Raw genomic sequence first — 22,420 nt, 5'->3', positions numbered from 1 at the left:
CCGGCCCGGACCGGGCCGCACGATCACCGAGCCGGGTCGCCGCCCACGAACGTGAGGGCGTCGGCCCGGCTCCGGCCGCTGCCCCGGGCGTACGCGGCGGCGTATCCGTCCTCGCCCAGCTCGGCGCGCAGCCGCTCGGTGAGCCGCTGCGCGTCCGGGTTGGACCGGTCCGGCCGGCCGCGCAGCGAGTCGGATACGCCGAGCAGCTCGGCCGCCCGCTCGTACCGGCCCTCCGCCGAGGACAACGCCGCCCAGCCGACCGCGATGATCGCGACCACCGGCATGTCCCGGGCGGCGAGGCTGCGCGTGGTCGCCTCGTCGAGGCACCGGCGTGCCCCCGGCAGGTCACCGCGGGCCAGCGCCAGGTGACTCGTCTCGGTCAGCAGCAGGGCGTGGAACTGCGGGGCGGGAAGCGGCGTCTCCGCCTGGTGGCGCGTCGCCTCGGCGAGGCACTCCCGCGCCTCGTCCAGCGAGCCGTCGGAGCGGGCGATGCTGCCGAGCATCATCAGCCCGAACGCCGCGTCCCGCCCGTCCCGGCCGGTCACGAACCGGCGCAGTTCGGCCTTGGCGCCGGTCACGTCGCCGGCGCGGGCGCGGATGGCCGCGAGCCAGATCAACTGGAAGCCCGGCTCCGAGGCCGGGTTGAGTTCCCGGGCCAGCCGCACCGACTCCTCCAGAGCCTCGGTCGCCGCCGCGAAGTCGCCGCGTTTGGTGAGCGCGTCCGCGTACTCGCTGAGCACGTGCGACAGGCTCATCCGCTCACCGACCGCGCGCAGCTCCCCGGCGGCGTCGGTCAGGTCGCGCAGCGTGCCCTCGGCGTCGCCGTCGTTCTCCTTGAACTTGCCGCGGATCGCCAGCAGCGTGCCGTCGGTCCACGGATCGGGGTGCCCCCGCGCCCGGTCGATCGCGGCGATCCCGGCCGCTGTGTCCTCGCCGAAGATCGACAACATCGGCGCCAGCAGCCCCACGATCGGGTGCCCGGTCCCCTCCGCCGCCCGCAGCGCCGCCGTCAGCTCCGCGATCTGCTCCGGCGACGGCCCCCGCTCCCCGTTCGCCAGCTCCGCGCCGATGCGGATGGCGAGCACCACCGCCCGCTCCTCCGCCGGCGCCGGGCCGGGCAGCGCCAGCGCGCGGGCCAGCACGTCGCCGCCGATGCCGCCGGTGTCGCCCCAGATCACCAGCGGCAACGCGAGCCCCGCACCGATCCGCAGCGCGGTGTCGGCGTCACCGGCGTCGCAGGCGTAGTGCAGCGCGCCGACGATGTTCTCCCGTTCCGCCTCCAGCAGGCGCAGCCACGGCAGTTGACCGGCGGTGCGCAGGTGCGGCTCCGCGGTCCGGACCAGGTCCCGGAAGTACGCCGCGTGGGCGGCGCGCGCCCCGGCCGTCGCCCCGGCGGCGGCGAGCCGTTCCAGCCCGTACTCCCGGATGGTCTCCAGCATCCGGAACCGCCCGTCGCCGACCACCTGGAGCAGCGACTTGTCGACGAGCGCGTCGAGCAGCGCGGCGGCGGCCGGGCCGGCGACGCCGGCCGCCGAGTCGGCGGTGACCGACGCCGGGAAGACGGCGAGCCGTTCGGCGAGCCGGCGCTCGTCGTCGGTGAGCAGCCCCCAGCTCCAGTCCACCACCGCCCGCAGCGTGCGGTGCCGGGGCAGCGCGGTGCGGCTGCCGCCGGTCAGCAGCCGGAATCGGTCGTCCAGACCGGCCGCGACCTGCCGCGGCGACAGCGTCCGCAGCCGCGCCGCGGCGAGTTCGATGGCCAGCGGCAGGCCGTCGAGCCGCCGGCAGATCTCCACCACGTCCGCCACGTTGTCGCCGGTCACCCCGAACCCGGCCCGCACCGCTGCGGCCCGGTCGCGCAGCAACTGCACCGACGGGTACGCGAGCGCGTCGCCCGGCGCCGCGTCCGCCGGTGGCAGCCGCAACGGGGGTACGGGGTCCAGCGCCTCACCGACGATGCCCAGCGGCTCCCGCGAGGTGGCCAGCACGCGCAGTCCCGGGCAGTGCCCGAGCAGTTCCTCGGCGAGCCGGGCGGCGGCCTCGACGACGTGTTCGCAGTTGTCCAGCACGATCAGCGTCTCGTCGGCGGCGATCGTCTCCACCAGGCGGCCGAGCGTGTCGCGGGCCGGCTGGCGTGCCGGTTCCAGCGTCCGGTCCCGCCGGCCGAGCGTGTCGAGCACGGCCCGTGGCACGTCCGCCGGGTCGGTGATCGGCGCCAGCTCGACCAGCCAGGCCCCGCCGGGTACGCCGTCCGCCAGCTCGCCCGCCGCCACGCTGGCCAGCCGCGTCTTGCCCGCTCCACCCGGCCCGAGCAGGGTGACCAGCCGGTTGCCGGCGAGCAGCCCGGTGAGCCGGCGCAGGTCCTCGTCGCGCCCGACGAACGTGGTGAGCGCGGCCCGCAGGTTGCCCCGCCGCGCCACGGGCGCCGGCCGCGGCAGGGCCGCCTCGCCGCGCAGCAGCTCCAGGTGCGCGGCCCGCAACTGCGGCGACGGGTCGACGCCCAGCTCGTCGGCGAGCCGCTGCCGGATCCGCTCGTACGCGCCCAGCGCCTCGGCGGGCCGCCCGGCGGCGGCGAGAGTCCGCAGGTGCAGTTCGGCCAGCCGTTCCCGCAACGGATGCGCGGCGGTCAGCTCCTCCAGCTCGGCGACCAGCAGCTCCGGCCGCCCGGTACGCAGTTCCGCCTCGATCCGGTCCTCCTGCGCGGTGAGCCGCAGTTCCGCCAGCCGCGCCACGGCCGCCGCCGCGTACGGGACGTCGGCGACCTCGGCCAGCGCCGGCCCCCGCCACAGCGCGAGCGCGTCGCCCAACGTCGTACGCGCCGTCGCCGGGTCCCCGTCGCGAAGCGCCGCCCGCCCCTGCCGGGTCAGCCGTTCGAACCGCCCGGCGTCCACGTCGTCCGGGTCGAGATCCAGCCGGTAGCCGGCCGGGCCGCTGCGTACGCCGAGCCCGGGCACCGCCCGGCGCAGCCGCGACACCAGCGTCTGCACCGCGTTCGCGGTGTCGGTCGGCGGCTCGTCACCCCAGAGCGCCTCGGCCAGCGCGGACACGCTCACCGGCCGGCCTGGGTCGAGGGCGAGACGGATCAGCAGCGCCCGCAGCCGCGCCCCGGCGACGCCGACCGGCCGATCGCCGTCGCGGACCTCAAGCGGCCCGAGGATCCCCACCTGCACCGTGCCACTCTCTCATTCCCCGCAGACCCGATGCTGGCAAGATCGCGGGCGTGACGAGTGTGTCCCGCCCGCTGCCCCGGCTCGTACCGGCCGAGGCGTTCGCGGACGTCCCCGCCGACCGGCTCCTGGCGGTGCTGGAGGCGGTCACGATGGTCCTCACGCTCCCCCACCGCGCCGCCGAGCGGGTGGACGCGCTCGTGGTGCCCACCGGCCAGGGCGAGGACTGGCGTCTCACCGACGCGATCCGCGCCTGGGAGACCGGCCCGGCAGTGCGGCACCTGCTGGTGGCGAACACCGATCCGGCCGAGCGGACCTACCACCCGCTGACGCTGGACCGGCTGCGGGGACTGGGCCTGCGCCGGGTCGACGGGGTGGTGCTCCAGGCCGAGCCGGTCACCGGCACCGGCCGGCAGGCCGTGTGGATCGTGGAGCGGGTACGGGCGCTGGGCATCGGCAGCGTCGCGCTCGTCGTCTCGCCGTACCACCTGGTCCGGGTCTACCTCACCGTGCTGCGGGCCTGCGACGACGCCGGCCTGCGGATCCCGATCGTCCCGCTGCCCGTGGCTGTCGCACCGGACGCCCCGGTGCCGGAGACCGGCGCGGCCGGGTACGACCTGGTGGCCGGCGAAGTCAGCCGGCTGCTCCGCTATCCCGGCGAGGGTTGGATCGCCAGCCCGGAACGGCTGCGCGACTACCTGCGCTGGCTCTGGTCCGAGCACCGCCTTCTGCTCACCGGCGCCTGAGGGTTCACCGCCGCGGGAGCGCGTCGACGGCCGGCGGGCTACGCGTCGGGGATCCGGACCGTGAGCACCCGGGTGAGGACGTGGAAGCCGGCGGCGTCGTACATCCGGCGGGCCGGGTTGCCGTCGACCACCGACAGGCCGGCCGACGGCAGTCCCGCCTCGCGTGCGCCGCGCAACGCGTGCACGAGCAGCGCGCGGCCGAACCCCCGGCGCTGCGCGCGAGGAGCGACGCCCAGGTTGAGGATCCAGGCGCAGTCGTCGTCGGTCCACGGCACCGGCCCGGCACACAGCACGTGCCCGGCGCTGCGGCCGTCCGGGTCGATCAGCCGGGCCGAGGCGGGCACCAGCGGCGGCACCGGCTCGCCGGTGTCGAACATGGCCCGTACCTCCTCGGTGTCGCCGGGCTGCCAGCGGCCGTCCGGGTGGTCCGGGCCGTACGCGGCGTCCAGCCCTTCGGCGAGGTCGTCGTCCCAGCCGGGGGCGCCGAGCGACCAGCCGTCCGGCAGCACCACCGGCTCGGGTACGTCGGCCAGGGCGTGCCGCATGTCCGTGGCGGCCCGCTCCAGGCGCAGGCCGTCGGCGATCAGCGCGGCGGCCAGTGCGTCGTCGGGTGTCTCCAGCCGGTGCCCGGCGAGGTCACGCCGCACCTGCGCGACGAGCCCGGCGAGCGGTGCCCCGGGCAGTGGCCGGACCTCGGCCGCGACAGGCGTGCCGTCGTCGTCCCGCAGCCGCATCCGGGCCAGCTCGGTGTCGTCGTCACCGAGCAGCAGCGAGTCTTCCGGGGCGTCGCGGTGCGGTCCTACCGGCATTCGCGGGAGCGTACCGTCCCCCTGCCGTGGGGCCTGGGCCTAGGGTTGGGGGGTGGGCAGGGTCGATCGGGGTGGACGGACGATCGCCGCGAGCCGGGCGGCGGTGTACGACGCGCTCGTCGACCGGGCCGCCCTGGAGGCGTGGCTGCCGCCGGACGGGATGCGCGGACGCATCGAACACTGGGATCCGCGCCCGGGCGGCGGGTTCCGGATGGTGCTCACCTACCTCGACCCGGCCGGCGCCCCCGGCAAGACGTCGGACGCCACCGACGTGGTCGACGTCGGGTTCGCCGAACTCGTACCGGGGCGGCGGGTGGTGCAGACCGCCGTGTTCCAGGCCGACGACCCGGCGTACGCGGGCACCATGACCATGACCTGGCACCTCGGCGCGGCGGGCGGCGGCACCGAGGTGACTGTCACCGCGACCGGCGTGCCGCCGGGTATCGACCAGACGGCCCACGAGGAGGGCATCGCGTCCTCGCTGGCGCACCTGGCCGCGTACCTCGAACCAGGCGCCTGACCACGACGGAGGCGGCCGGGCGGTCGTGGCCCGTCAGTCGTCGCCGCGGACCCGGGCGTGCAGATGCATGTCGTGCCGCCCGTCGTCGTGGACGGCGGCGCTGCGGGTGGTGCCCTCCAGCCGGAACCCGGCCTTGACCGCGACGCGGCACGACGCGAGGTTGTGGGTGGAGTGGTCCAGCCAGAGCCGGTGCAGCCGGCCCTCGGCGAGCGCCCACGCGCTCAGCGCCCGCAGCGCCCGCGAAGCCACGCCCGCGCCCCTGGCGGCCGGGACCACCCAGTACGCGCACGCGGCCACGCCGTCGGCGAGGTCGACGCCGCCCATGGCGATGCGGCCCACCACCTCGCCGCCGCCGCGCGTCACCGCCCAGCCCGCGCCCGCCTCCTGCTGCCAGGCCCGGTGGAGGTGGGCGAACCAGTCGAGCACCTGCTCCTCCGACGCGGGCCGGCGGGTGTGCCAGCGGCGGATCTCTGGATCCTGGTACGCGGCCAGGACAGCGGGCGCGTCGGCCGGCTCCCACGGGCGCAGGATCAGGCCATCATCGGCGGGCAGCGTCGGTTGCGGGCCTGCGGCGAGGCTGCCGGCGGGGACGGCGGGCGGTGTCGACAGGGGAAAGCGCATGCCTCACCTTCCACTACGGACCGTCGGCTTACCACCCGCCCGCGTGAGCGTGGGCGGGCCTGCTGCGTCACTCTCGTCTCCTCGTTCACCGGCAACAGACGCCGGACGGCACCGCAGCTATCCCGGAACCGGAGAAACGATCCACCGGCACCGTCACCGGCCGCCTACACTGCGCCGCGTGGACCAGGCCGCGCCGCACACCGTCAGCTCCCTCGCGTACGACCTGCGCGCGCTCGGCGTCGCCCCAGGTGACGTCCTGCTGCTGCACTCGTCGTTCCGGAGTCTCGGGTTCGTCGCCGGCGGCACCGAGGCGGTGGTGCGGGCGCTCCTCGACGCGCTCGGGTCGGGCGGCACCCTGGTCGTGCCGACGCACACACCGGAGAACACGGACCCGGCGCAGTGGCGGCATCCGCCCGTACCAGAGGCGTGGTGGCCGGTCATCCGCGAGCAGACGCCCGGCTTCGACCCGTCGTGCACGCCGAGCCGGTGGATGGGCGCCGTCGCCGAGACGGTACGCACCTGGCCGGGCGCCCGGCGCAGCGACCACCCGCAGGTGTCCTTCGCCGCGCTCGGCGCGCACGCCGCCGACATCGTGGACGGACACCGCCTCGACGACGCGCTGGGCGAGCACTCACCGCTGGGCGCGGTGTACCGGCTCGACGGCACGGTGCTGCTACTCGGCTGCGACCACAGCTCGAACACCTCGCTGCACCTGGCGGAGTGGCGCCAGGCGTCGCCGCCGCGGGCGGTGACGGGCTCGGCGGTACGCATGCCGGACGGCACGAGCCGGTGGACCACCTGGACCGACGTCGTCACCGACGAGGACGACTTCGACCGGCTGGGCGCCGACTTCGAGGCGACAGGCGACGCGACGACCGGCCGGGTCGGCAGCGCGCCGGCCCGGCTGATGCGCCAGCGCGCACTGGTCGACTTCGCAACCGCCTGGATGGCCGCGAACCGCACACCCTGACCCGCCCGCCGCGCCCGCCGCGCCCGCTCCGTCGATCTTGGACTTATGGTGCCTCGGATGTCCCGCTAGTGGCGTTTGCGAGGTGCCACAACTCCAAGATCGATAACGGGTGGACGCTCGGACGGGACGGGGCGAAGGGGTTACGGTGGGCCGCTAGACTCCCCGGCTCACCAGCAGGACGTGGGAGCGTACGTGATCAGACTGTTCCGGAGCAGGAAGCCGGCGTGCCGCTGCCGTCCCCAGTGGCCGGCCCTCGTCACGGAGATGAACGGCTACCTCATGCCGTGCCTGCCGTCCGAACACGGCAGCCCGTTCACCACGATGATGGAGCTGTCAGCCCGGTGTGCCGAGTGCTCCGCGGCGTACCCGGGCAACTTCGTCATCGATCCCGACACGCCACCCCCGTTCGACTGGGCACACGAGCCGGAGAACACCGTGTGCTCCTGCGAGCCCCGATCGCCGAAGCTGATGGTCAAGTTGCGGGGTCAGTGGTTTCTCGGCCACCCGGGCACAGATGGCGGGTCAACGGCGAAGCCGGCCATGCGACGTGGTCGATGGCGAGCCACGGAGCGGCGGCCACGGCCGTGGGCGTGAGCCCGGTGATCGCGGTGACGTCGCGGTGGAGGTGGGACTGGTCGGCGTACCCGCTCTCGGCGGCGACGCCGGCCGGGGTGCGGTCGGCCGCGAGCAGGTGGGCGGCGTGGTCGAACCGCACCAGCCGGGCGGCGCGTTTGGGTGTGATGCCGAGCTGGGACCGGAAGCGGGACCACAGACGCTTACGGCTCCAGCCCACCTCGTCCGCCAGGCCGTCGACCCGCAGGCGCCCTCGGCTGGTCAGCGTCCGCCGCCATGCGTGGGCGACCTCGGGATCGATCCTGCGGAGTGCGGGCCGCCGGCCGAGGATCTCCGCCACGATCGCGAACCGCTCGTCCCAGGACGTGGCGGCGCGCAGCCTGTCCTCGGCTCGCCCGGCGTCGCGGCCCCAGATCTCCTCAAGCGGCACGACCACCCCGGTGAGCTCGGCCGACGCGTGGAGAACGGTGGCCGCCACGGCGGGCTCCAGCCGAATCTGGAGGCAGTCGACCCGCGATCGGCCGGCTGCCCGGAACCCGCCGGGAAGCAGCCCGACGGCGACGCTGCCGCGATGGTCCCGGCCGTGGGCGTCGTAGACGGTGTAGTCGCCCTTGCCCAGGTCGAGCAACAGGGTGACGGCTGGATGCGCCACCATCGCGATCTCCCACGGCACGCCCGCACGTCGGCGGAACCCGGCCATGCTGATCCCCGGCAGCCGACATGACTGGCGCGGGACCGCGACGTCCACGTCCGACCACGCCCAGTCGGATGAGGGCCCACTTGACGGCACGTGACCAGCCTATGCCTGAGGGGTGACGGGCGGGGTGCCGCCGCTACTCGCCGCCGCGAAGTCCAGCAGCAGTTCGCCGGTGGTCGCGGGCGCTTCGAGGACGGACATGTGCCCGACGCCGGGCAGCAGCTCGACCCGCGCGTTCGGCACCGCGTCGTACCGGTGCACCGACGCCGGATCCCAGCGCGGGTCGGCAGCGCCGAAGATCACCAGCACCGGCACTTCGAGCGCGGCGATCCGCTCGGGCACGCCGCGCTCGGCGATGTACTCGGCGTTGTGGCGGAGAACCGTCCTCATCGTGCGGTAGGTGAGGCCGCGTACCTCGGCCACCATCTCGTCCGGGATGTCCACCGGGCGAGCGGCCGTCGCACCGATGCCCCTGCGGATCCACCCGTCCGGCCGGATCGACCAGATGAGCGGACCGAGCAGCGGCCCCAGCAGTACGCGGAGGACGACCGGCTGCGGAAGGAGCACGTCAAGGCTCGGACCGGTGCTGATCAGGGCGAGCGACGCCACCAGGTCGGGGCGCTGTTCGGCGAGCGCGGTCCCGACGTAGCCGCCGCTGGAATGTCCGGCCACCGCCGCCCGGCGAACGCCGAGGTCGTCGAGGACCGCTGCCACCCGGTTCGCCTGGGCGACCACGTCGTACGACGGCGCGGGCGCGGACCGGCCGCACCCCGGGAGGTCGACCCGAATGACGTGATGGTGGGCGGCCAGTGCCGGGACCATCAGGCCCCAGGAGGCGCTCGCGGCACCCGAGCCGTGGATGAGTACCAGCGGCGGCGCCTGCCGCGGGCCGTCGTGGACGACATGTATGCCGTGCGGGTGCTCGACGTCGTGCTGGGTCATGTAGGCGATGGTGCGCGGGGCATCGGGTGCTCGTCTTGGACAAATGTCTGAGTCGGTCGCCGGCCCGTCGACCTGGCCCGGCGCGATCATTCATCCGGACAACGCGCCGTCACAGCGGGTCGCCGAGGCTCATCCGCCCCGGCCGGTCTCTGGCGAGGCGTGGCTCGGGACAGAGCCCTGGGATCGCCGAGGTCCTGCCGACCGGCGCCCGGTCCAGCCGGCCCATGGTCGGCACTGCGTCCGCCATGTATCGTCGCGCTTCCGCAAGATCGAGAGACAGGAATAAGACGTGACGGTACGACGGCTCGGGCTCTGCGTGGCGGTCGCCGCGATGCTGCTCACCGCTTCGGCGTGTGGCAGCGCCGACGAGATGCCGAGCACGCCCACCGTGGCGGCGAGCACATCCACGGAGTTCCCCCTCGCGACGCCCGCGGCGCCGACTGCGACACCGAGCCTCGCACCCGAGCCCTCGTCGACCCCCCGGCCCTCGGAGACCCCACGGACTGCGGGGACCTCCAGGTCCTCGACGGCCCCTGCGGCGCCGCCCACGACCAGGAAGGCCACTCAAGTGGCCACCGCCAGCAACAAGGCGGCCTGCACCGCCCTCAAGGGCCCGTTGGAGAAGGCCATCGCCGGCCTGATCACCCTGGCCGGGGTCGCCGCCGCCTCGACAGTGGAGGCCGAGATCGTCAACGCTCGGGCGGAAGCGCTCGACCGGTTGCGCAACCTCGAGGTGGTGACGAACCGGGTGGCCGGCGAGCAGGCGGACCGCACGCTGCGGAGCAAATTCGCGCCGCTCATGATGGCCGCAGGCCGGAAGGCCGCCGAGATCCGCTCGATCAAGCCGACCCAGGTGGAAGGGCTCGTGAAGGTAGCGAGCGACACGGCTGCCCTGGAGGCTGCGGTCGACAAGCTCGAGCCGACCTGCGGCAGGTACTGGTAGCTCGGCTGAGCAGGAGGTTTCGCGTGGTGAGGCGGGCGGGGTTCGAACCCGCGACCGAGGGATTATGAGATCAAACTGCCCGTCCCGCCGACCTCGTCGGACGGCGGTCTAGCAGCGGAAACGCCTCTCGACATCTCACACCACTCCTCCGCTGTCGATCGACCTCTTGCGGACCAGATGCGGACCGCGGGCGAGCCGCCCGAACCGTCAGTTTGGAAGAGCGACCTCAACCGGTTCTGATGCCTGAAACGCCTGCGACCGGTGGCTGATCCGGGTACGCCTCGTGCCCGCTCGTGACCGCTCAGCCTCTGGCTACGGGCCCGTGGATGGCCCATCGGATTCAGCCTGACCCTCGGCTTGCCAGATGGCGTGCCGCTTCAGCAGGTATCCGGTCCAGTAGATCCCGAACAGGATCAGGAAGCACGTGAAGAACACCCCCGAGACGATGCTCGCGATGATGATTGCGTTGTCAGCCAGTCCATGTGCGCAGAATGCGGCGAGGCCCAGGAAGAAGAAGATGACCATGTAGATGGGCAGTGCTGGGCTGTCGGCTGGGTGGGGGACGCGAGGCAGCTGCGGGGTGTGAGGGTTTTTGCTGGTCACGTCGCGAGTATCGGGGACACTGGCCGGTAAGGCTAGCGGATCTCCTCGTCGGGCAGTCGCCAGACCGTCCAGCCTCCCCGGACCGCAACAAGGTGGAGCGCGTCCCGCTTTCGGCAGTCACGCATGCCGACGTTGGCGAGTGGGTACGCCGCATGACGCAGGCCGGTCTTGCGCCATCCACCGTTCGGCAGGCTCACCGGGTGTTCTCGCTGCTGCTGGCCCTCGCGGTGCGGGATGGTCGGCTGACTAGCAACGTCGCGTCAGGTGTGCGGCTCCCCCGCGTCGGGCGCGCGGAGAAAGTGTTCCTGACGCACGGCCAGGTGGGCGAGCTGGCGGCGGCGGCAGAGCCGTACGGGCTGATCATCCGGGTGCTGGCCTACACCGGGTTGCGCTGGGACGAGCTGGCCGCGCTGCGCGTGCGGGCGGGTGGACCTGGTGAAGCGCCGGCTACTGGTGGCGGAGTCGGTGACCGAGGTCAACGGTCGGGCGGTGTTCGGCACGCCGAAGACGTACCAACGCCGGTCGGTGCCGCTCCCCCGCTTCCTGGTCGAGCCGATCGCCGCGCAGATCGCCGGCCGTTCCGGTGACGAGCTGGTGTTCACGTCGCCTGCCGGGGAGGTGTTGCGTAACAACAACTTCCGTCGTCGGGTCTTCGACCGGGCTGCTGTGTTGGTCGGGCTTGCGGGCCTGACGCCGCACGAGCTGCGGCACACTGCGGCCAGTCTTGCGGTGGCTGAGGGCGCCAACGTGAAGGCGGTGCAGCGGATGCTCGGGCACGCTTCGGCGGCCATGACGTTGGACGTGTACGCGGACCTGTTCGAGGACGACCTGAACCAGGTGGCGGATCGCCTCGACCGGGCGGCGGGTCGTGCTGCTGCGGACTCAGTGCGGACTGAGGGCGTGGGACCGGACCTCGACGCGATCGGTCCGGGTCGTCGGCAGCATGGTTGAGCTGGGAAAACGGCTGGTGGGGCGGGCGGGGTTCGAACCCGCGACCGAGGGATTATGAGTCCCCTGCTCTAACCGGCTGAGCTACCGCCCCGTGACCGCGCCGGATCGTAACCCGCCGATCGTTGCCCGGACCACCACCCACCGGGCGGAAGTCTGCCGCGACAGCACGATGGGCAACGCGAGGATAACAACGCGCAACCCGCCCACCAACGCGTCACGCGCCCCGCAGGTCGGCCACCACGGCACCGGCCGTACGCCATCCGCTGGCGAGCGCGCCCTGGATGGACGGGCTGTCGCGGTGGTCCCCGGCCACGTACTGGCCGTCGCCGAGCGCGACCGGCTTGCGCAGCCGGCCCTGCGGTGGCGGGGCGGCGGGGAGCGCGTCCGGCACGGCGACTGTGGTGAGGTGGGTCCAGTCGGCGGTGGAGCGGCCGTAGAGGCGGTCCAGTTCGCGCCGGATCACCGGTTCGGGCGGGGCCTGCGGGCCGACCACCGACGTGGCGATGAGGTGCCGGCCGTCCGGCGCGTACGTGGGCGCGGCCCGGCTCACCACCACCGTGTTGGCGATCATTTCGCGCCGGTCGCCGTCGAGCAGCAGGATCGGCTCGTCCAGGGGCGCCGTGCCGGTGCTGTGGTAGTAGGTGGTGTAGGCGTGCATGCGTACCCGAGGAAGACCTGGCAGCAGCGTGGCCGCCGCCGGTGGGTCGACGGCGACCACGACGGCGCGGGCGGTGATCTCGCCGGACGGGGTGCGGACCCGGCCGGGGCCGACCTGGGTGACCGGGGTGTTCAGCTCGATCAGTTCGGCGGGCAGCGGCGCGGCGAGCGCCCTGGGCAGCGCCTGCATCCCGTCCGCCGGGAGGCCGATCCTCCCTCGGGCGAAGGAGCGCATGACGACCGCGAGGACGTGGCTGGAGGTGGCCAGCTCACGGTCGAGCAGCACGCCGGACAGGAACGGCCGGAGCAGTTCCTCGATGATCGCGTCGGAGAGCCCGGCCCGGCGCAGCGCCTTCTCGGCGGTGGTCTCGGGCGTGCCGAGCAGCCGCCCGACCGGCACCGTCGCGTAGCCGGCGGCGAGCGCGGCGAACCGCAACCTGTCGGTCAGCGACCCGATTCCGGCGGTGAGCGTGCCGGGCGCGCCGCTGGGTTCGCGCAACGGGTTGACCAGGCGTTCCAGCCGGTCGCCGCGACGCACCAGCACCCCGGAGGTGAACCAGCCCAGGTCGAGCGCGTCGAGGTCGACCAGGCCGCCGAGCCGCGGGTACGCGGTGTTGAGCACCTGGAAGCCCCGGTCCAGCAGGAACCCGTCGACGCGGTCGGTGGCGACCCGCCCGCCGAGCCGGTCGCCCGCCTCCAGCAGCCGCCACGGCACACCGGCGCGGTGCAGCCGCCGGGCGGCGGCGAGACCGGCCAGGCCGCCGCCGACGACCACCACGTCCGTGTCAGGCACGGTCCACCCCCGCCCCGGCGCGGTCGCCCTCACGGTGCGACCGCGACAACCGGCCCGGCCACCAGACCTTCGGCCCGATGTCGTACGCGAGCGCGGGCACCAGCAGCGAGCGGACCACGATGGTGTCCAGGAGTACGCCGACGGCCACCGCCACGCCCAGCTCGACGAGTACTACGAGCGGCAGGACGGCGAGCGCGGAGAACGTGGCGGCGAGCACGATGCCGGCGGAGGTGATGACGCCCCCGGTGACGGCCAGTCCGGCGAGCACTCCGGCGCGGGTGCCGCGGCGTACCGACTCCTCGCGGACCCGGCTCATCAGGAAGATGTTGTAGTCGATGCCGAGCGCGACCAGGAACACGAACGCGAACAGCGGGAACGACTGGTCGACGCCGGGGAAGTCGAAGACGTACCGGAACAGCAGCGCGCACAGGCCGAGCGTGGCCAGGAACGACAGCACCACTGTGGCGATCAGCAGCACCGGGGCGACCAGGGCGCGCAGCAGCAGGGCCAGGATGACCGCGATGACCAGCAGCACCACCGGGATGATGACGTCGCGGTCGCGTACCGAGGCGTCGGCGGTGTCCACGTTGATCGCGGTGAAGCCGCCGACCACGGCGTCGGCGCCGGGTACCCGGTGCACCGCCTCGCGCAGGTCGCGGATGGTGCGTTCGGCGCCGTTGCTGTCCGGCGGGTCGGCGAGCGTGACGTCGAGCTGCACCCGGCCGTCGACCACCTTGGGGGGCGCGTTCGGGTCGGGCGGCGCGTTCTCGCCCCGCTCGCCGAGCGGCAGCACCGAGGCGACTCCCGGTACGCCCTGCGCCACCTGGGCGACCTGCCGGGCGGTGGCCTGGGTGGTGAAGATGAGGGCGGGGCTGCCGGTGCCGGCCGGGAAGTGCCTGTCGATGACCTCCTGCCCGGCCACCGAGTCGGTGCGCTGGGTGAACAGCTGGGACTGGCCGAGCGTGGTGGCGCCGAGCTGGGTCACCCCGATCGCGAGGGCGGCGAGCACCACGGCGGTGACGGCCCAGACGGTACGCGCGCGGCGCGCCACGAACCCGGCGATCCGCCCCCAGATGCCGTGCTCGGTGCGCGGGTCGGCCTGGTCGTAGCGGGGTCGCCGGGGCCAGAACGCCCACCGGCCGCCGAGGACGAGCAGCGCGGGCAGGAACGTGAGCATCACCAGCAGCGTGGCGGCGATGCCGACGGCGCTGACCGGGCCGAGCGCCCGGTTGGAGTTGAGGCTGGACAGCAGCAGGCAGAGCAGGCTGACGATGACTGTGGCGCCGGAGGCGATGACGGCCGGGGCGGCGCCCTTCCAGGCGGCCCGCATCGCGTCCCAGGGCCGCTCGTACCGGTGCAGTTCCTCCCGGTAGCGGGCGATGAGCAGCAGCGCGTAGTCGGTGCCGGCGCCGAAGACGAGCACGGTGAGGATGCCCTGCGCCTGCCCGTTGAGCTTGACGATGTCGTGGTCGGCGAGCAGGTAGACGAAGACGGCGGCGAGCGAGTACGACATCCCGGCGGCCAGCAGCGGGAAGATCCAGAGGACCGGGCTGCGGTAGACGACGAGCAGGATGACAAGCACCACTGTCAGCGTGACGAGCAGCAGCGGCCCGTCGATCGCGCTGAACACCTCGATCAGGTCGCCGAGCAGCCCGGCGGGTCCGGCCACGTCGACGGTGAGCCCGTCGCGGTCCGGGCCGGCGATGTCGCGCAGGCGTTGCACCACGGACCGGATCTGTTCGCCCTCGGCGCTGTCGATCGGCACGATCACCTGGGCGGCCTGCTTGTCCTGGCTGACGACCGGTGGCGGCAGCGGGCCGACCACGCCGGGCACCTCGGCGAAGCGGTCCGCATCGGCCTGGATGCGCTGCTGGTCGGCCGGGGTGAGGCCGCCGGGTCGTTCGTAGACCACGAGTGCCGGGGTGGTCTCGCGGTCGACGAATCCGCCGGCCAGGTCCTGCGCCCGGGTGGCCTCGGCGTCGGCCGGCAGGAAGGAGGCGTTGTCGTTTGTGGAGACCTCGCCGAGCTTGCCGGAGTAGGGGCCGGCGATGCCGCCGACGATCAGCCACCCGAGCACCACCGCCACCGCGATCAGCGTCGCGGTCCAGCGACTGCGTCCTGCGGCCATCTCCACCGTCCTCGAATCGACGCATCAATCGACGCAGCGGGAGTCTAAGTCGACGCTGAACATCCTGCCGGGCGAACGAGGACTCGGGGGCGGAAACCGGGCAGCCGGGCATCGCCGGGGCCACCGGAACGACGAACGCCCGTCGGCGATGCCGACGGGCGTGACGTGGAGCGAAGCTCCCCCGATTGGACTCGAACCAATAACCTGCCGGTTAACAGCCGGCTGCTCTGCCAATTGAGCTACAGGGGACCGTGCACCGCTCGGTGCGGATCTCTCCGCTCCGTGCGACGGGGACAAGAGTACAGGACATCGGGGGGTGGTACGCCAGGGGGTTACCGGAGGAGGACCCGACCGGGCGGACGCGCCAGGATTCCGGACAAATCGTCATCTCGGCACAGGGAGGCATGAGCGGAGAGCAGGATGGGTAGTTAGCCGTCGACAGAGAACGCAGGCGCGAGACGGTCGTTCCGCCGAGCTGGCGGGAAACCGGCGAGAGCGTCAGGTACGGAAGGAGCCGCCATGCGCGGAAAGATCATGTTTCTTGGCGGGCTGGCTGCGGGATTCGTCCTGGGCGCCCGTGCCGGCCGGGAGAAGTACGAGGAGCTGGTGGTCCGCGGGCGCAAGGTGCTCGACCACCCGACCGTCCAGGAGGCGGCCGGGGTCGCGCAGGCCCAGGCGAACCGGCTCTACTCGGAGGGCAAGGACAAGCTGGGACAGACCAAGATCGGTGAGAAGCTCGCCACCGGCAACGGCGGCAAGCCGGGCATGACCGACGCCGACAAGCCGTTCGCCGGCACGCCGGCCTCGGTCGGCAGCCGCAGCGCCAACGGCACGGCCTCGACCAGCACGTCCGGCTCGACCAGCACGACCGGCACGAGCACCAAGCCGTCCAGCACCGGCAACACGCTCTGACAACAGCGGACAGCGGGCCGGTCACCTCCGGGTGACCGGCCCGCTTCCGTGCGCCTGGGCCCGGGTGTGGCACATTCTCGGTGGGGAGGTGGCCGCATGCCGATGGTCGGACCGGAGACGGTGGATCAGGCGCGGCTGCTGCGCCTGCTGCGCGACGACGGTCCACGCTCCCGGGTCGAGCTGGCCGACCTGCTCGGCCTGCCCCGGGCCCGGTTCGCCGCCGAGGTGGAGCGGCTGACCGCGCTCGGCCTGGTGGAGGGCGCCGGACCGGCCGCGTCGCGGGGCGGCCGCCGCTCGTCGCTGCTGCGCGTCGGCGCGCAGGTCCGGTTCGGCGCGGTACTCGTCGGCGGCGGCGTCCTGCGGGTCGCGCTCACCGACGGCGAACTGAACCCGCTCGCCCGGCACGACGAACCGGTGGACGTGCGGCTCGGCCCGGACGTGGTGGTCGGGCGCGTCGCCGAACTGCTCGGCAAGCTTCGCGTCGAGGCGGGACTGACGTCACTCACCGGCGTCGGCGTCGCGCTGCCCGCGCCGGTCGAGGTCCGCGACGGCACGCCGGTGTCCGCGCCGGCCCTGCCCGGCTGGCACCGCTTCCCGGTACGCGACACGCTCGCCGCCGAGCTGGGCTGCCCGGTGCAGGTGGACAACGACGCCAACGCGATGGCCCTCGGCGAACGGCACGCCGGCACCGGCCGCCCGTTCGACGACTTCCTCTACGTCAAGCTGGGTGAGGCGGTCGGCTGCGGGCTGGTGCTCGCCGGGTCGCTCTACCGGGGCGCGGCCAGCGGGGCCGGCGACATCGGCCATCTCCAGCTCACCGAGGACGGGCCGCTCTGCGGCTGCGGCAACAACGGGTGCGTCGAGGCGTACTGCGGGGATGCCGCACTGGTGCGGGAGGCGGTGACGGCCGCGCGGGCGGGGCGCTCGACGGCGCTGGCGGACCGGCTCGCGGCGGCCGGGACGCTGTCGGTGGCCGACGTGGCGTCGGCGGCCACCGAGGGCGACGCGGCGGCACAGACACTCGTCCGCGACGCCGCGCGCCGGCTCGGCCGGGTGCTGGTCGGGCTGGTCAGCTTCGTCAACCCGGCCATCGTCATCATCGGCGGGGCGCCGGCCGGGACCGGGCCGGTCCTGCTCGCGGAGATCCGGAGCGTGGTCTACCGGCGCTCCACACCGCTGGCCACCGGCAGCATGCCGATCGTCCTGTCCGACCTCGGCGACACCGCCGGCCTGCTCGGCGCAGCCCACCTGGCCAGCAGCCACACCTACACCGCCCGCTGACCCACCCCACCCCACCCTCTTCGCCCCGCCGATCTTGCAGTTGCGGCCCCTGTGATGCCGCTTATTCCCGTTTCGGGAGGGCCGCAACTGCAAGATCGCGGGCGCTAGAGGACGGAGGGCGGGGCGGGAGGGTGGGTGGGGTGGGTCAGTCGCGGCTGGTGAAGGCGGCGTCGAAGGCCGCGGACGGGGCGTCGAAGGCCAGGCGGCGGACGAACTGGAGTGCCTCCGGCGCGCCGACCAGGCGGTCCATGCCGGCGTCCTCCCACTCGACCGAGATCGGGCCGTCGTAGCCGATCGCGTTCAGCGCCCGGAAGCAGTCCTCCCACGGCACGTCGCCGTGGCCGGTGGAGACGAAGTCCCAGCCGCGCCGCATGTCGGCCCAGGGCAGGTGGGAGGAGAGCCGTCCGCGCCGCCCGTCCCCGGTACGGACCTTCGCGTCCTTGCAGTCGACGTGGTAGATCCGGTCGGCGAAGTCGAAGATGAAGTTCACCGGGTCCAGCTCCTGCCAGACGAAGTGCGACGGATCCCAGTTCAGCCCGAACGCCTCCCGGTGCCCGATCGCCTCCAGCGTGCGCTTCGTGGTCCAGTAGTCGTACGCGATCTCGCTGGGGTGCACCTCGTGCGCGAACCGCACGCCCACCTCGTCGAAGACGTCAAGGATCGGGTTCCACCTGTCGGCGAAGTCCTGGTAGCCGCGCTCGATCATGGCTGGTGGCACCGGCGGGAACATCGCCACGGTGTGCCAGATGGACGAACCGGTGAAGCCGACGACGGTGCGTACGCCGAACTTCGCCGCCGCCCGCGCGGTGTCCTTGATCTCCTCGGCGGCCCGCTGCCGCACCCCCTCCGGATCGCCGTCGCCCCAGATCCGGGCCGGGAGGATGTCCTGGTGCCGCTCGTCGATCGGGTGGTCGCAGACCGCCTGCCCGACCAGGTGGTTGGAGACGGCGAACACCTGGAGGTTGTGCCTGGCGAGGGTGTCCCGTTTGCGCTCCACGTACGAGTCGTCGGCGAGTGCCTTGTCCACCTCGAAGTGGTCGCCCCAGCAGGCGATCTCCAGCCCGTCGTAGCCCCACTCGGCGGCAAGCCGGCAGACCTCGTCGAACGGCAGATCGGCCCACTGGCCGGTGAAGAGCGTGATGGGTCGCGCCATTGTCCTTCTCCCCTGCGGTGATGGGGGATTCCGTCGCGGACCGGGGCGAGGACGACCGGAGGCGGCACGTGGGCACCGGTGGACGCCGCGGCGTCTGCTCCCGGGCGGGTTGCGCCTCCCGCCGGGTCACCGGCCACCTCGCGGTCGCCCGCCGGCGCGGCCGGGGAATCCCGGTCCGGCCCCACCGGCGGGCCGTGCTGGTCGTGCCGGCGGACTCCGGCGGCACGCTCGCCGGCGCCGGCCTCGTCCCACCGCGGGGCGCAACCGCGGCGGGCCCTCGCCGGCCGGTGCCGGTGAGTGTCGGCGGACCGCACGGGGCCCGCCTCGGGTCAGGCGGAGGCGTCGGCCAGAGCGGGCTCCACCTCCGTCCAGGCGGCCCGCTCGGCCGAGCGGGTGACCGCGTCGAGCACGAGCTGGACCTGCAACGCGTCGGCGAACGACGGGGCCGGGTCGGCGCCGGTGGCGACCGCCTCGACGAAGTCGCGCGCCTGGTGGGTGAAGGAGTGCTCGTAGCCGATGATGTGGCCGGGCGGCCACCACGCACCCAGGTACGGGTGCTCCGGCTCGGTCACCAGGATCCGGCTGAAGCCCTGTTCGGCGCTGGGTCGGGTGGCGTCCAGGAACTCCAGCTCGTTGAGGCGTTCCAGGTCGAACACGACGCTGCCGCACGAGCCGTTGATCTCGACCCGCAGCGCGTTCTTACGGCCGGTGGCGAAGCGGGTCGCCTCGTACGTGGCCAGCGCTCCCCCGTCCAGCCGGGCCACGAACACCGCCGCGTCGTCCACTGTCACCTGCCCCATCGCGCTGCCGTTGCCGTCGGCCCGCGCGGCCAGGCCGCTCGACCCGGCCACGAGGGGCCGCTGGCGGACGAACGTCTCGGTCAGCGCGCTGACCCCGGTGATGAGCTGACCGGCGACGTACTGGGTCAGGTCGATGATGTGCGCGCCGATGTCACCGAGCGCGCCGGAGCCCGCCCTGTCCTTCTGCAACCGCCACACCAGCGGGAACTGCGGATCGACGATCCAGTCCTGGAGATAGGTCGCCCGGACGTGCCGGATCTCGCCGATCCGCCCGTCCGCCACCAGTTGCCGCATCAGGGCGACAGCCGGCACCCGCCGGTAGTTGAAACCGCACATGGCACGTACCCCGGACTCGCGTGCCCGGGCCGCGGCCCCGGTCATCTCGCGGGCCTCGGCCACGCTGTTCGCCAGCGGCTTCTCGCACAGCACGTGCTTGCCCGCGGCGAGCGCGGCGAGCGCGATCTCGCGGTGGCTGTCCCCCGGCGTGCAGATGTCGACCACGTCGATCTCGTCGGACTCGACGAGCCGCCGCCAGTCGGTGGTGTAGCCGTCCCAGCCGAGCCGGTCGGCGGCCTCGGCCACCTTCGGTTCGTCCCGGCCGCAGACGAGCGCCATCCGCACCCGCGCCGGCAGGTCGAACACCCGGTTCACGGTGCGCCACGCCTGGGAGTGCGCGGCGCCCATGAACGCGTAGCCGACCATGCCGACGCGCAGGATGCTGTCGTGACTGGACAAGGTGGGTCTCCCCCCGTGTGTCAGAACCCGAGCTTCAGGTAGTCGCCCGCGTTCTCCTTGGTGATCGTCTCGGAGGCGAGCACGATCTCCTTCGGTACCTGGAGTTCGACCAGGTCGGACATGCCCTTGCCCTGGCCGATCAGGCGGGCCAGGGAGATGGCCGAGGAGGCCATCGACGGGCTGTAGGTGACTGTGGCCTTGAGGACCGTGTTGTCGGCGGCGATGTCCTCCATCGCCTTCTTCGAGCCGGCGCCGCCGACCATGATGAATTCCTTGCGGTTGGCCTGGTTGACCGCCGCGAGCACGCCGATGCCCTGGTCGTCGTCGTGGTTCCAGACCGCGTCGAGCTTCGGCAGAGCCTGGAACAGGCCGGTGGCCGCCTGCTGCCCGGAGTCGACTGTGAACTCGGCCGGCCGCCGGTTGGCGACCTTGAATCCGTACGAGGCGAGCGTGTCGGCGAACCCCTTCGACCGTTCCTGGGTCAGCTCCAGCGACTCGATGCCGGGGATCTCGCCGATCACCGGGTTGCTCACGCCCTTGGCCTTCAGCTGCTCGGCGATGTAGGTGGCGGCGGCCACCCCCATGCCGTAGTTGTCGCCCTTGATCTGGCACCGGTAGGCGCGCGCGTCCGGGAAGGCCCGGTCCAGGTTCACCACCGGGATGTCGGCCTTCATCGCCTCCAGCCCGAACGCGTTGAGTTCCTTGCCGTCGTGCGGCAGCAGCACGATCACGTCCGGCTTCTGCGAGATCAGCGTGGACAGCGCCGCGCGCTGGGCCGCCGCGTCCGCGCCGGCCTCGACCGACTTCAGCTCCACGTCCTGGTACGCCCCGGCCTGCGCCTTGGCGTTGTTGGTGATGGCGGCGATCCAGCCGTGGTCGGCGGCCGGGGCGGAGAAGCCGATGCTCACCTTCTTGCCCGGCTCGGTGCCGGCGCCGGAACCGGCCGCCTTGGTCTGCGCCTCGGTCGGGCTCTGCTCGTTGCTGGTGCAGCCGGCGAGCAGCACCCCGGCGGAGACGGCGGCCCCGCCGAAGAGCAGCCGGCGGCGGGACAGGTCATGGCGCGGTGTTCTCATGACGCCTCCTGGGATGAGGTGGTGGGGTGGTTGCGGGTGTGGCGGGCCGGACCACCGTCGGTACGACGGCAGCCGGGTGTGCGCGGGTGGGGTCAGGTGGTGGTGGCCCGGTTGCGGGCGAGGAACTGGGTGAGACTGCCGAACTGCACCTGCTGGACCAGGACGGCGGCGACGATGATGCCGCCCTTGACCATGTTCTGGGCCTCGGCGGAGAGGTTGTTGATGGCGAACAGGTTGGTGATGGTGGAGAAGATGATCACCCCGAGCAGGGAGCCGATGATCGTGCCCCGCCCGCCGCTGAGCAGCGTGCCGCCGATGATCGCGGCGGCGATCGCGTCCAGCTCGTAGAGGTTGGCCATCGCCGCCTGCGCGGAGGTGGCCTGCGCGGTCAGCATGACCGCGGCGATGCCGCAGCACAGGCCGGACAGCGCGTAGAGCAGCACTGTGTGCCGGCGGACGTTGATGCCGGCGAGCCGGGCCGCCTCCGGGTTGCCGCCGACCGCCACCGTACGGCGGCCGAACGTGGTGCGGTTCAACAGCACCCAGCCCGCCGCCACCACCGCCACCAGGATGTAGACCAGCAGCGGGATGCCGAGCACGTTCGTGCTGGCGATGCCGTTGATGAACGTGTTGCCCGACACCTGGGTCTGCTTGTCGGAGATCTCCGCCGCCAGCCCCCGGGCGGCGACGAGCATGGCCAGCGTGGCGATGAACGGCACCAGCCGCCCGTACGAGACGAGCAGCCCGTTCACCACGCCGACGGCGAGCCCGACGGTCAGCGCGGTGAAGATCATGCCGCCCGCACCGTAGCTCTGCGTGGCCACAGTGGTGCACCACACTCCTGCGAGCGCGACGATCGCGCCCACCGACAGGTCGATGCCGCCGCCGATGATCACGAAGGTCATACCGACGGTGACCACGCCGACCACCGAGGCGAGCTTGAGGATGGTGAGCGTGTTGCCCCACACCCAGTTCGGGTCGCCGTAGAGGTCGGGGCGGGTCAGGACGCCGATGACCACCAGCACGACGAGCGTGGCGAGCAGGCCGAGGTTGCGCTTGGCGCCCTCACCGCCGTCGCCGCGCCACCAGGAGAGCTTCGCCGGCGCGTCGGCCTTCGCGGTCTCCGCCCGCTCCACCGGCGGCGACTGCGCGGGCAGGGCGGATTCGGTCACGTCGCTCATGCCGGCGCCCCGCTTCGCGCGGCGCCGCCACGAGACTCTCCGGCGCCGTGTCGATGATTCGCTCGCTGTCGCTCGCTCATGCCGGCGCCCCGCTTCGCGCGGCGCCGCCACGAGACTCTCCGGCGCCGTGTCGATGATTCGCTCGCTGTCGCTCGCTCATGCCGGCGC

19 protein-coding genes and 2 tRNA genes are annotated in these 22,420 nt (G+C 73.2%); 7 read left to right on the top strand and 14 right to left on the bottom strand.

Translation table 11 applies throughout. The annotated features are described in order from the left end of the window. Positions 1–23 precede the first annotated feature (23 nt). Positions 24–3,167: a BTAD domain-containing putative transcriptional regulator gene (locus AB0C17_RS03830; protein WP_357388587.1), complete on the bottom strand. Its 3,144-nt coding sequence runs from the start codon at positions 3,165–3,167 to the stop codon at positions 24–26. 59 nt (positions 3,168–3,226) lie between these two features. Here AB0C17_RS03830 and AB0C17_RS03825 point away from each other — a divergent pair, with 59 nt between their 5' ends. Continuing rightward, on the top strand, positions 3,227–3,910 hold the full coding sequence (locus AB0C17_RS03825; protein ID WP_357388672.1) for a hypothetical protein: 684 nt from the start codon (positions 3,227–3,229) through the stop codon (positions 3,908–3,910). A 38-nt stretch (positions 3,911–3,948) separates the two neighbouring features. Here the strand turns inward: AB0C17_RS03825 and AB0C17_RS03820 are convergent, their stop codons facing one another. Beyond that, entirely contained in the window at positions 3,949–4,719 is a 771-nt protein-coding gene (locus tag AB0C17_RS03820) for a GNAT family N-acetyltransferase (protein ID WP_357476482.1), read from the bottom strand. Between the two features lie 52 nt (positions 4,720–4,771). On the opposite strand from AB0C17_RS03820, the gene AB0C17_RS03815 reads away from it, so the two are divergent. Next, complete coding sequence (locus tag AB0C17_RS03815; protein WP_357388591.1) at positions 4,772–5,239, top strand: SRPBCC family protein; 468 nt, start codon at positions 4,772–4,774, stop codon at positions 5,237–5,239. Between the two features lie 33 nt (positions 5,240–5,272). Here AB0C17_RS03815 and AB0C17_RS03810 read toward each other — a convergent pair whose 3' ends face one another. Continuing rightward, positions 5,273–5,860 carry a GNAT family N-acetyltransferase gene (locus tag AB0C17_RS03810; protein WP_357388593.1) on the bottom strand — a complete coding sequence of 196 codons (588 nt, stop codon included), beginning with the start codon at positions 5,858–5,860 and terminating at the stop codon, positions 5,273–5,275. A 178-nt stretch (positions 5,861–6,038) separates the two neighbouring features. On the opposite strand from AB0C17_RS03810, the gene AB0C17_RS03805 reads away from it, so the two are divergent. Beyond that, complete coding sequence (locus AB0C17_RS03805; protein ID WP_357470574.1) at positions 6,039–6,830, top strand: AAC(3) family N-acetyltransferase; 792 nt, start codon at positions 6,039–6,041, stop codon at positions 6,828–6,830. A 472-nt stretch (positions 6,831–7,302) separates the two neighbouring features. Here AB0C17_RS03805 and AB0C17_RS03800 read toward each other — a convergent pair whose 3' ends face one another. Then, on the bottom strand, positions 7,303–8,103 hold the full coding sequence (locus AB0C17_RS03800; RefSeq protein WP_357388596.1) for a helix-turn-helix domain-containing protein: 801 nt from the start codon (positions 8,101–8,103) through the stop codon (positions 7,303–7,305). A 99-nt stretch (positions 8,104–8,202) separates the two neighbouring features. After that, positions 8,203–9,042, bottom strand: a complete 840-nt coding sequence (locus tag AB0C17_RS03795; protein ID WP_357470577.1) for an alpha/beta fold hydrolase — start codon at positions 9,040–9,042, stop codon at positions 8,203–8,205. 568 nt (positions 9,043–9,610) lie between these two features. Between AB0C17_RS03795 and AB0C17_RS03790 the strand changes: the two genes are divergently transcribed. After that, entirely contained in the window at positions 9,611–9,985 is a 375-nt protein-coding gene (locus AB0C17_RS03790) for a hypothetical protein (protein ID WP_357470580.1), read from the top strand. Between the two features lie 312 nt (positions 9,986–10,297). Here AB0C17_RS03790 and AB0C17_RS03785 read toward each other — a convergent pair whose 3' ends face one another. Next, positions 10,298–10,588 carry a hypothetical protein gene (locus AB0C17_RS03785; protein ID WP_357470583.1) on the bottom strand — a complete coding sequence of 97 codons (291 nt, stop codon included), beginning with the start codon at positions 10,586–10,588 and terminating at the stop codon, positions 10,298–10,300. 426 nt (positions 10,589–11,014) lie between these two features. Here AB0C17_RS03785 and AB0C17_RS03780 point away from each other — a divergent pair, with 426 nt between their 5' ends. Next, the gene (locus tag AB0C17_RS03780; RefSeq protein WP_357470586.1) at positions 11,015–11,539 is read left to right on the top strand and encodes a site-specific integrase; all 525 of its coding nucleotides are present in this window, start codon (positions 11,015–11,017) and stop codon (positions 11,537–11,539) included. 14 nt (positions 11,540–11,553) lie between these two features. On the opposite strand, the gene AB0C17_RS03775 is transcribed toward AB0C17_RS03780, so the two are convergent. The 4 genes from AB0C17_RS03775 to AB0C17_RS03760 form a co-directional block, all read right to left on the bottom strand. Continuing rightward, a tRNA-Ile gene (locus AB0C17_RS03775) sits at positions 11,554–11,630 on the bottom strand. 123 nt (positions 11,631–11,753) lie between these two features. Then, complete coding sequence (locus AB0C17_RS03770) at positions 11,754–12,989, bottom strand: NAD(P)/FAD-dependent oxidoreductase (RefSeq protein WP_357476480.1); 1,236 nt, start codon at positions 12,987–12,989, stop codon at positions 11,754–11,756. Then, positions 12,982–15,117 (bottom strand): MMPL family transporter, encoded by a 2,136-nt coding sequence (locus AB0C17_RS03765; RefSeq protein ID WP_357388604.1) that lies wholly within the window; start codon positions 15,115–15,117, stop codon positions 12,982–12,984. Before AB0C17_RS03765 ends, AB0C17_RS03770 begins: the two co-directional genes overlap by 8 nt. A gap of 176 nt (positions 15,118–15,293) precedes the next feature. After that, a tRNA-Asn gene (locus AB0C17_RS03760) sits at positions 15,294–15,366 on the bottom strand. Positions 15,367–15,636: 270 nt separating this feature from the next. Here AB0C17_RS03760 and AB0C17_RS03755 point away from each other — a divergent pair. Both AB0C17_RS03755 and AB0C17_RS03750 read left to right on the top strand, forming a co-directional pair. Continuing rightward, entirely contained in the window at positions 15,637–16,029 is a 393-nt protein-coding gene (locus tag AB0C17_RS03755; protein ID WP_357388606.1) for a hypothetical protein, read from the top strand. A gap of 96 nt (positions 16,030–16,125) precedes the next feature. Further along, a complete protein-coding gene (locus AB0C17_RS03750) occupies positions 16,126–17,310 on the top strand; it encodes an ROK family transcriptional regulator (protein WP_357476478.1) in 1,185 nt (394 codons plus the stop codon). A 145-nt stretch (positions 17,311–17,455) separates the two neighbouring features. Here the strand turns inward: AB0C17_RS03750 and AB0C17_RS03745 are convergent, their stop codons facing one another. From AB0C17_RS03745 to AB0C17_RS03730, 4 genes are all read right to left on the bottom strand, one after another. Beyond that, positions 17,456–18,463: a sugar phosphate isomerase/epimerase family protein gene (locus AB0C17_RS03745; RefSeq protein ID WP_357476476.1), complete on the bottom strand. Its 1,008-nt coding sequence runs from the start codon at positions 18,461–18,463 to the stop codon at positions 17,456–17,458. Positions 18,464–18,792: 329 nt separating this feature from the next. Then, positions 18,793–19,998 carry a Gfo/Idh/MocA family oxidoreductase gene (locus AB0C17_RS03740; protein ID WP_357388612.1) on the bottom strand — a complete coding sequence of 402 codons (1,206 nt, stop codon included), beginning with the start codon at positions 19,996–19,998 and terminating at the stop codon, positions 18,793–18,795. A 20-nt stretch (positions 19,999–20,018) separates the two neighbouring features. Further along, positions 20,019–21,071, bottom strand: coding sequence for a substrate-binding domain-containing protein (locus tag AB0C17_RS03735; protein WP_357476474.1), 1,053 nt, complete (start codon positions 21,069–21,071; stop codon positions 20,019–20,021). A 92-nt stretch (positions 21,072–21,163) separates the two neighbouring features. Then, entirely contained in the window at positions 21,164–22,252 is a 1,089-nt protein-coding gene (locus tag AB0C17_RS03730; protein ID WP_357388616.1) for an ABC transporter permease, read from the bottom strand. Positions 22,253–22,420: the final 168 nt, after the last annotated feature.

It is taken from the genome of Micromonospora sp. NPDC048887 (genome assembly GCF_040649715.1).
Classification (GTDB): Bacteria; Actinomycetota; Actinomycetes; order Mycobacteriales; family Micromonosporaceae; genus Micromonospora.
The sequence above is the reverse complement of the archived record's forward strand: the minus strand, read 5'-3'. Positions and strand labels throughout refer to the sequence as shown.

Coding starts and splice junctions, on each gene's coding strand:
- AB0C17_RS03820 (WP_357476482.1), bottom strand. CDS start 4,719: ATGCCGGTAGGACCGCACCGCGACGCCCCGGAAGACTCGCTGCTGCTC.
- AB0C17_RS03750 (WP_357476478.1), top strand. CDS start 16,126: ATGCCGATGGTCGGACCGGAGACGGTGGATCAGGCGCGGCTGCTGCGC.
- AB0C17_RS03795 (WP_357470577.1), bottom strand. CDS start 9,042: ATGACCCAGCACGACGTCGAGCACCCGCACGGCATACATGTCGTCCAC.
- AB0C17_RS03735 (WP_357476474.1), bottom strand. CDS start 21,071: ATGAGAACACCGCGCCATGACCTGTCCCGCCGCCGGCTGCTCTTCGGC.
- AB0C17_RS03810 (WP_357388593.1), bottom strand. CDS start 5,860: ATGCGCTTTCCCCTGTCGACACCGCCCGCCGTCCCCGCCGGCAGCCTC.
- AB0C17_RS03755 (WP_357388606.1), top strand. CDS start 15,637: ATGCGCGGAAAGATCATGTTTCTTGGCGGGCTGGCTGCGGGATTCGTC.
- AB0C17_RS03800 (WP_357388596.1), bottom strand. CDS start 8,103: ATGGCCGGGTTCCGCCGACGTGCGGGCGTGCCGTGGGAGATCGCGATG.
- AB0C17_RS03730 (WP_357388616.1), bottom strand. CDS start 22,252: ATGAGCGACGTGACCGAATCCGCCCTGCCCGCGCAGTCGCCGCCGGTG.
- AB0C17_RS03765 (WP_357388604.1), bottom strand. CDS start 15,117: ATGGCCGCAGGACGCAGTCGCTGGACCGCGACGCTGATCGCGGTGGCG.
- AB0C17_RS03745 (WP_357476476.1), bottom strand. CDS start 18,463: ATGGCGCGACCCATCACGCTCTTCACCGGCCAGTGGGCCGATCTGCCG.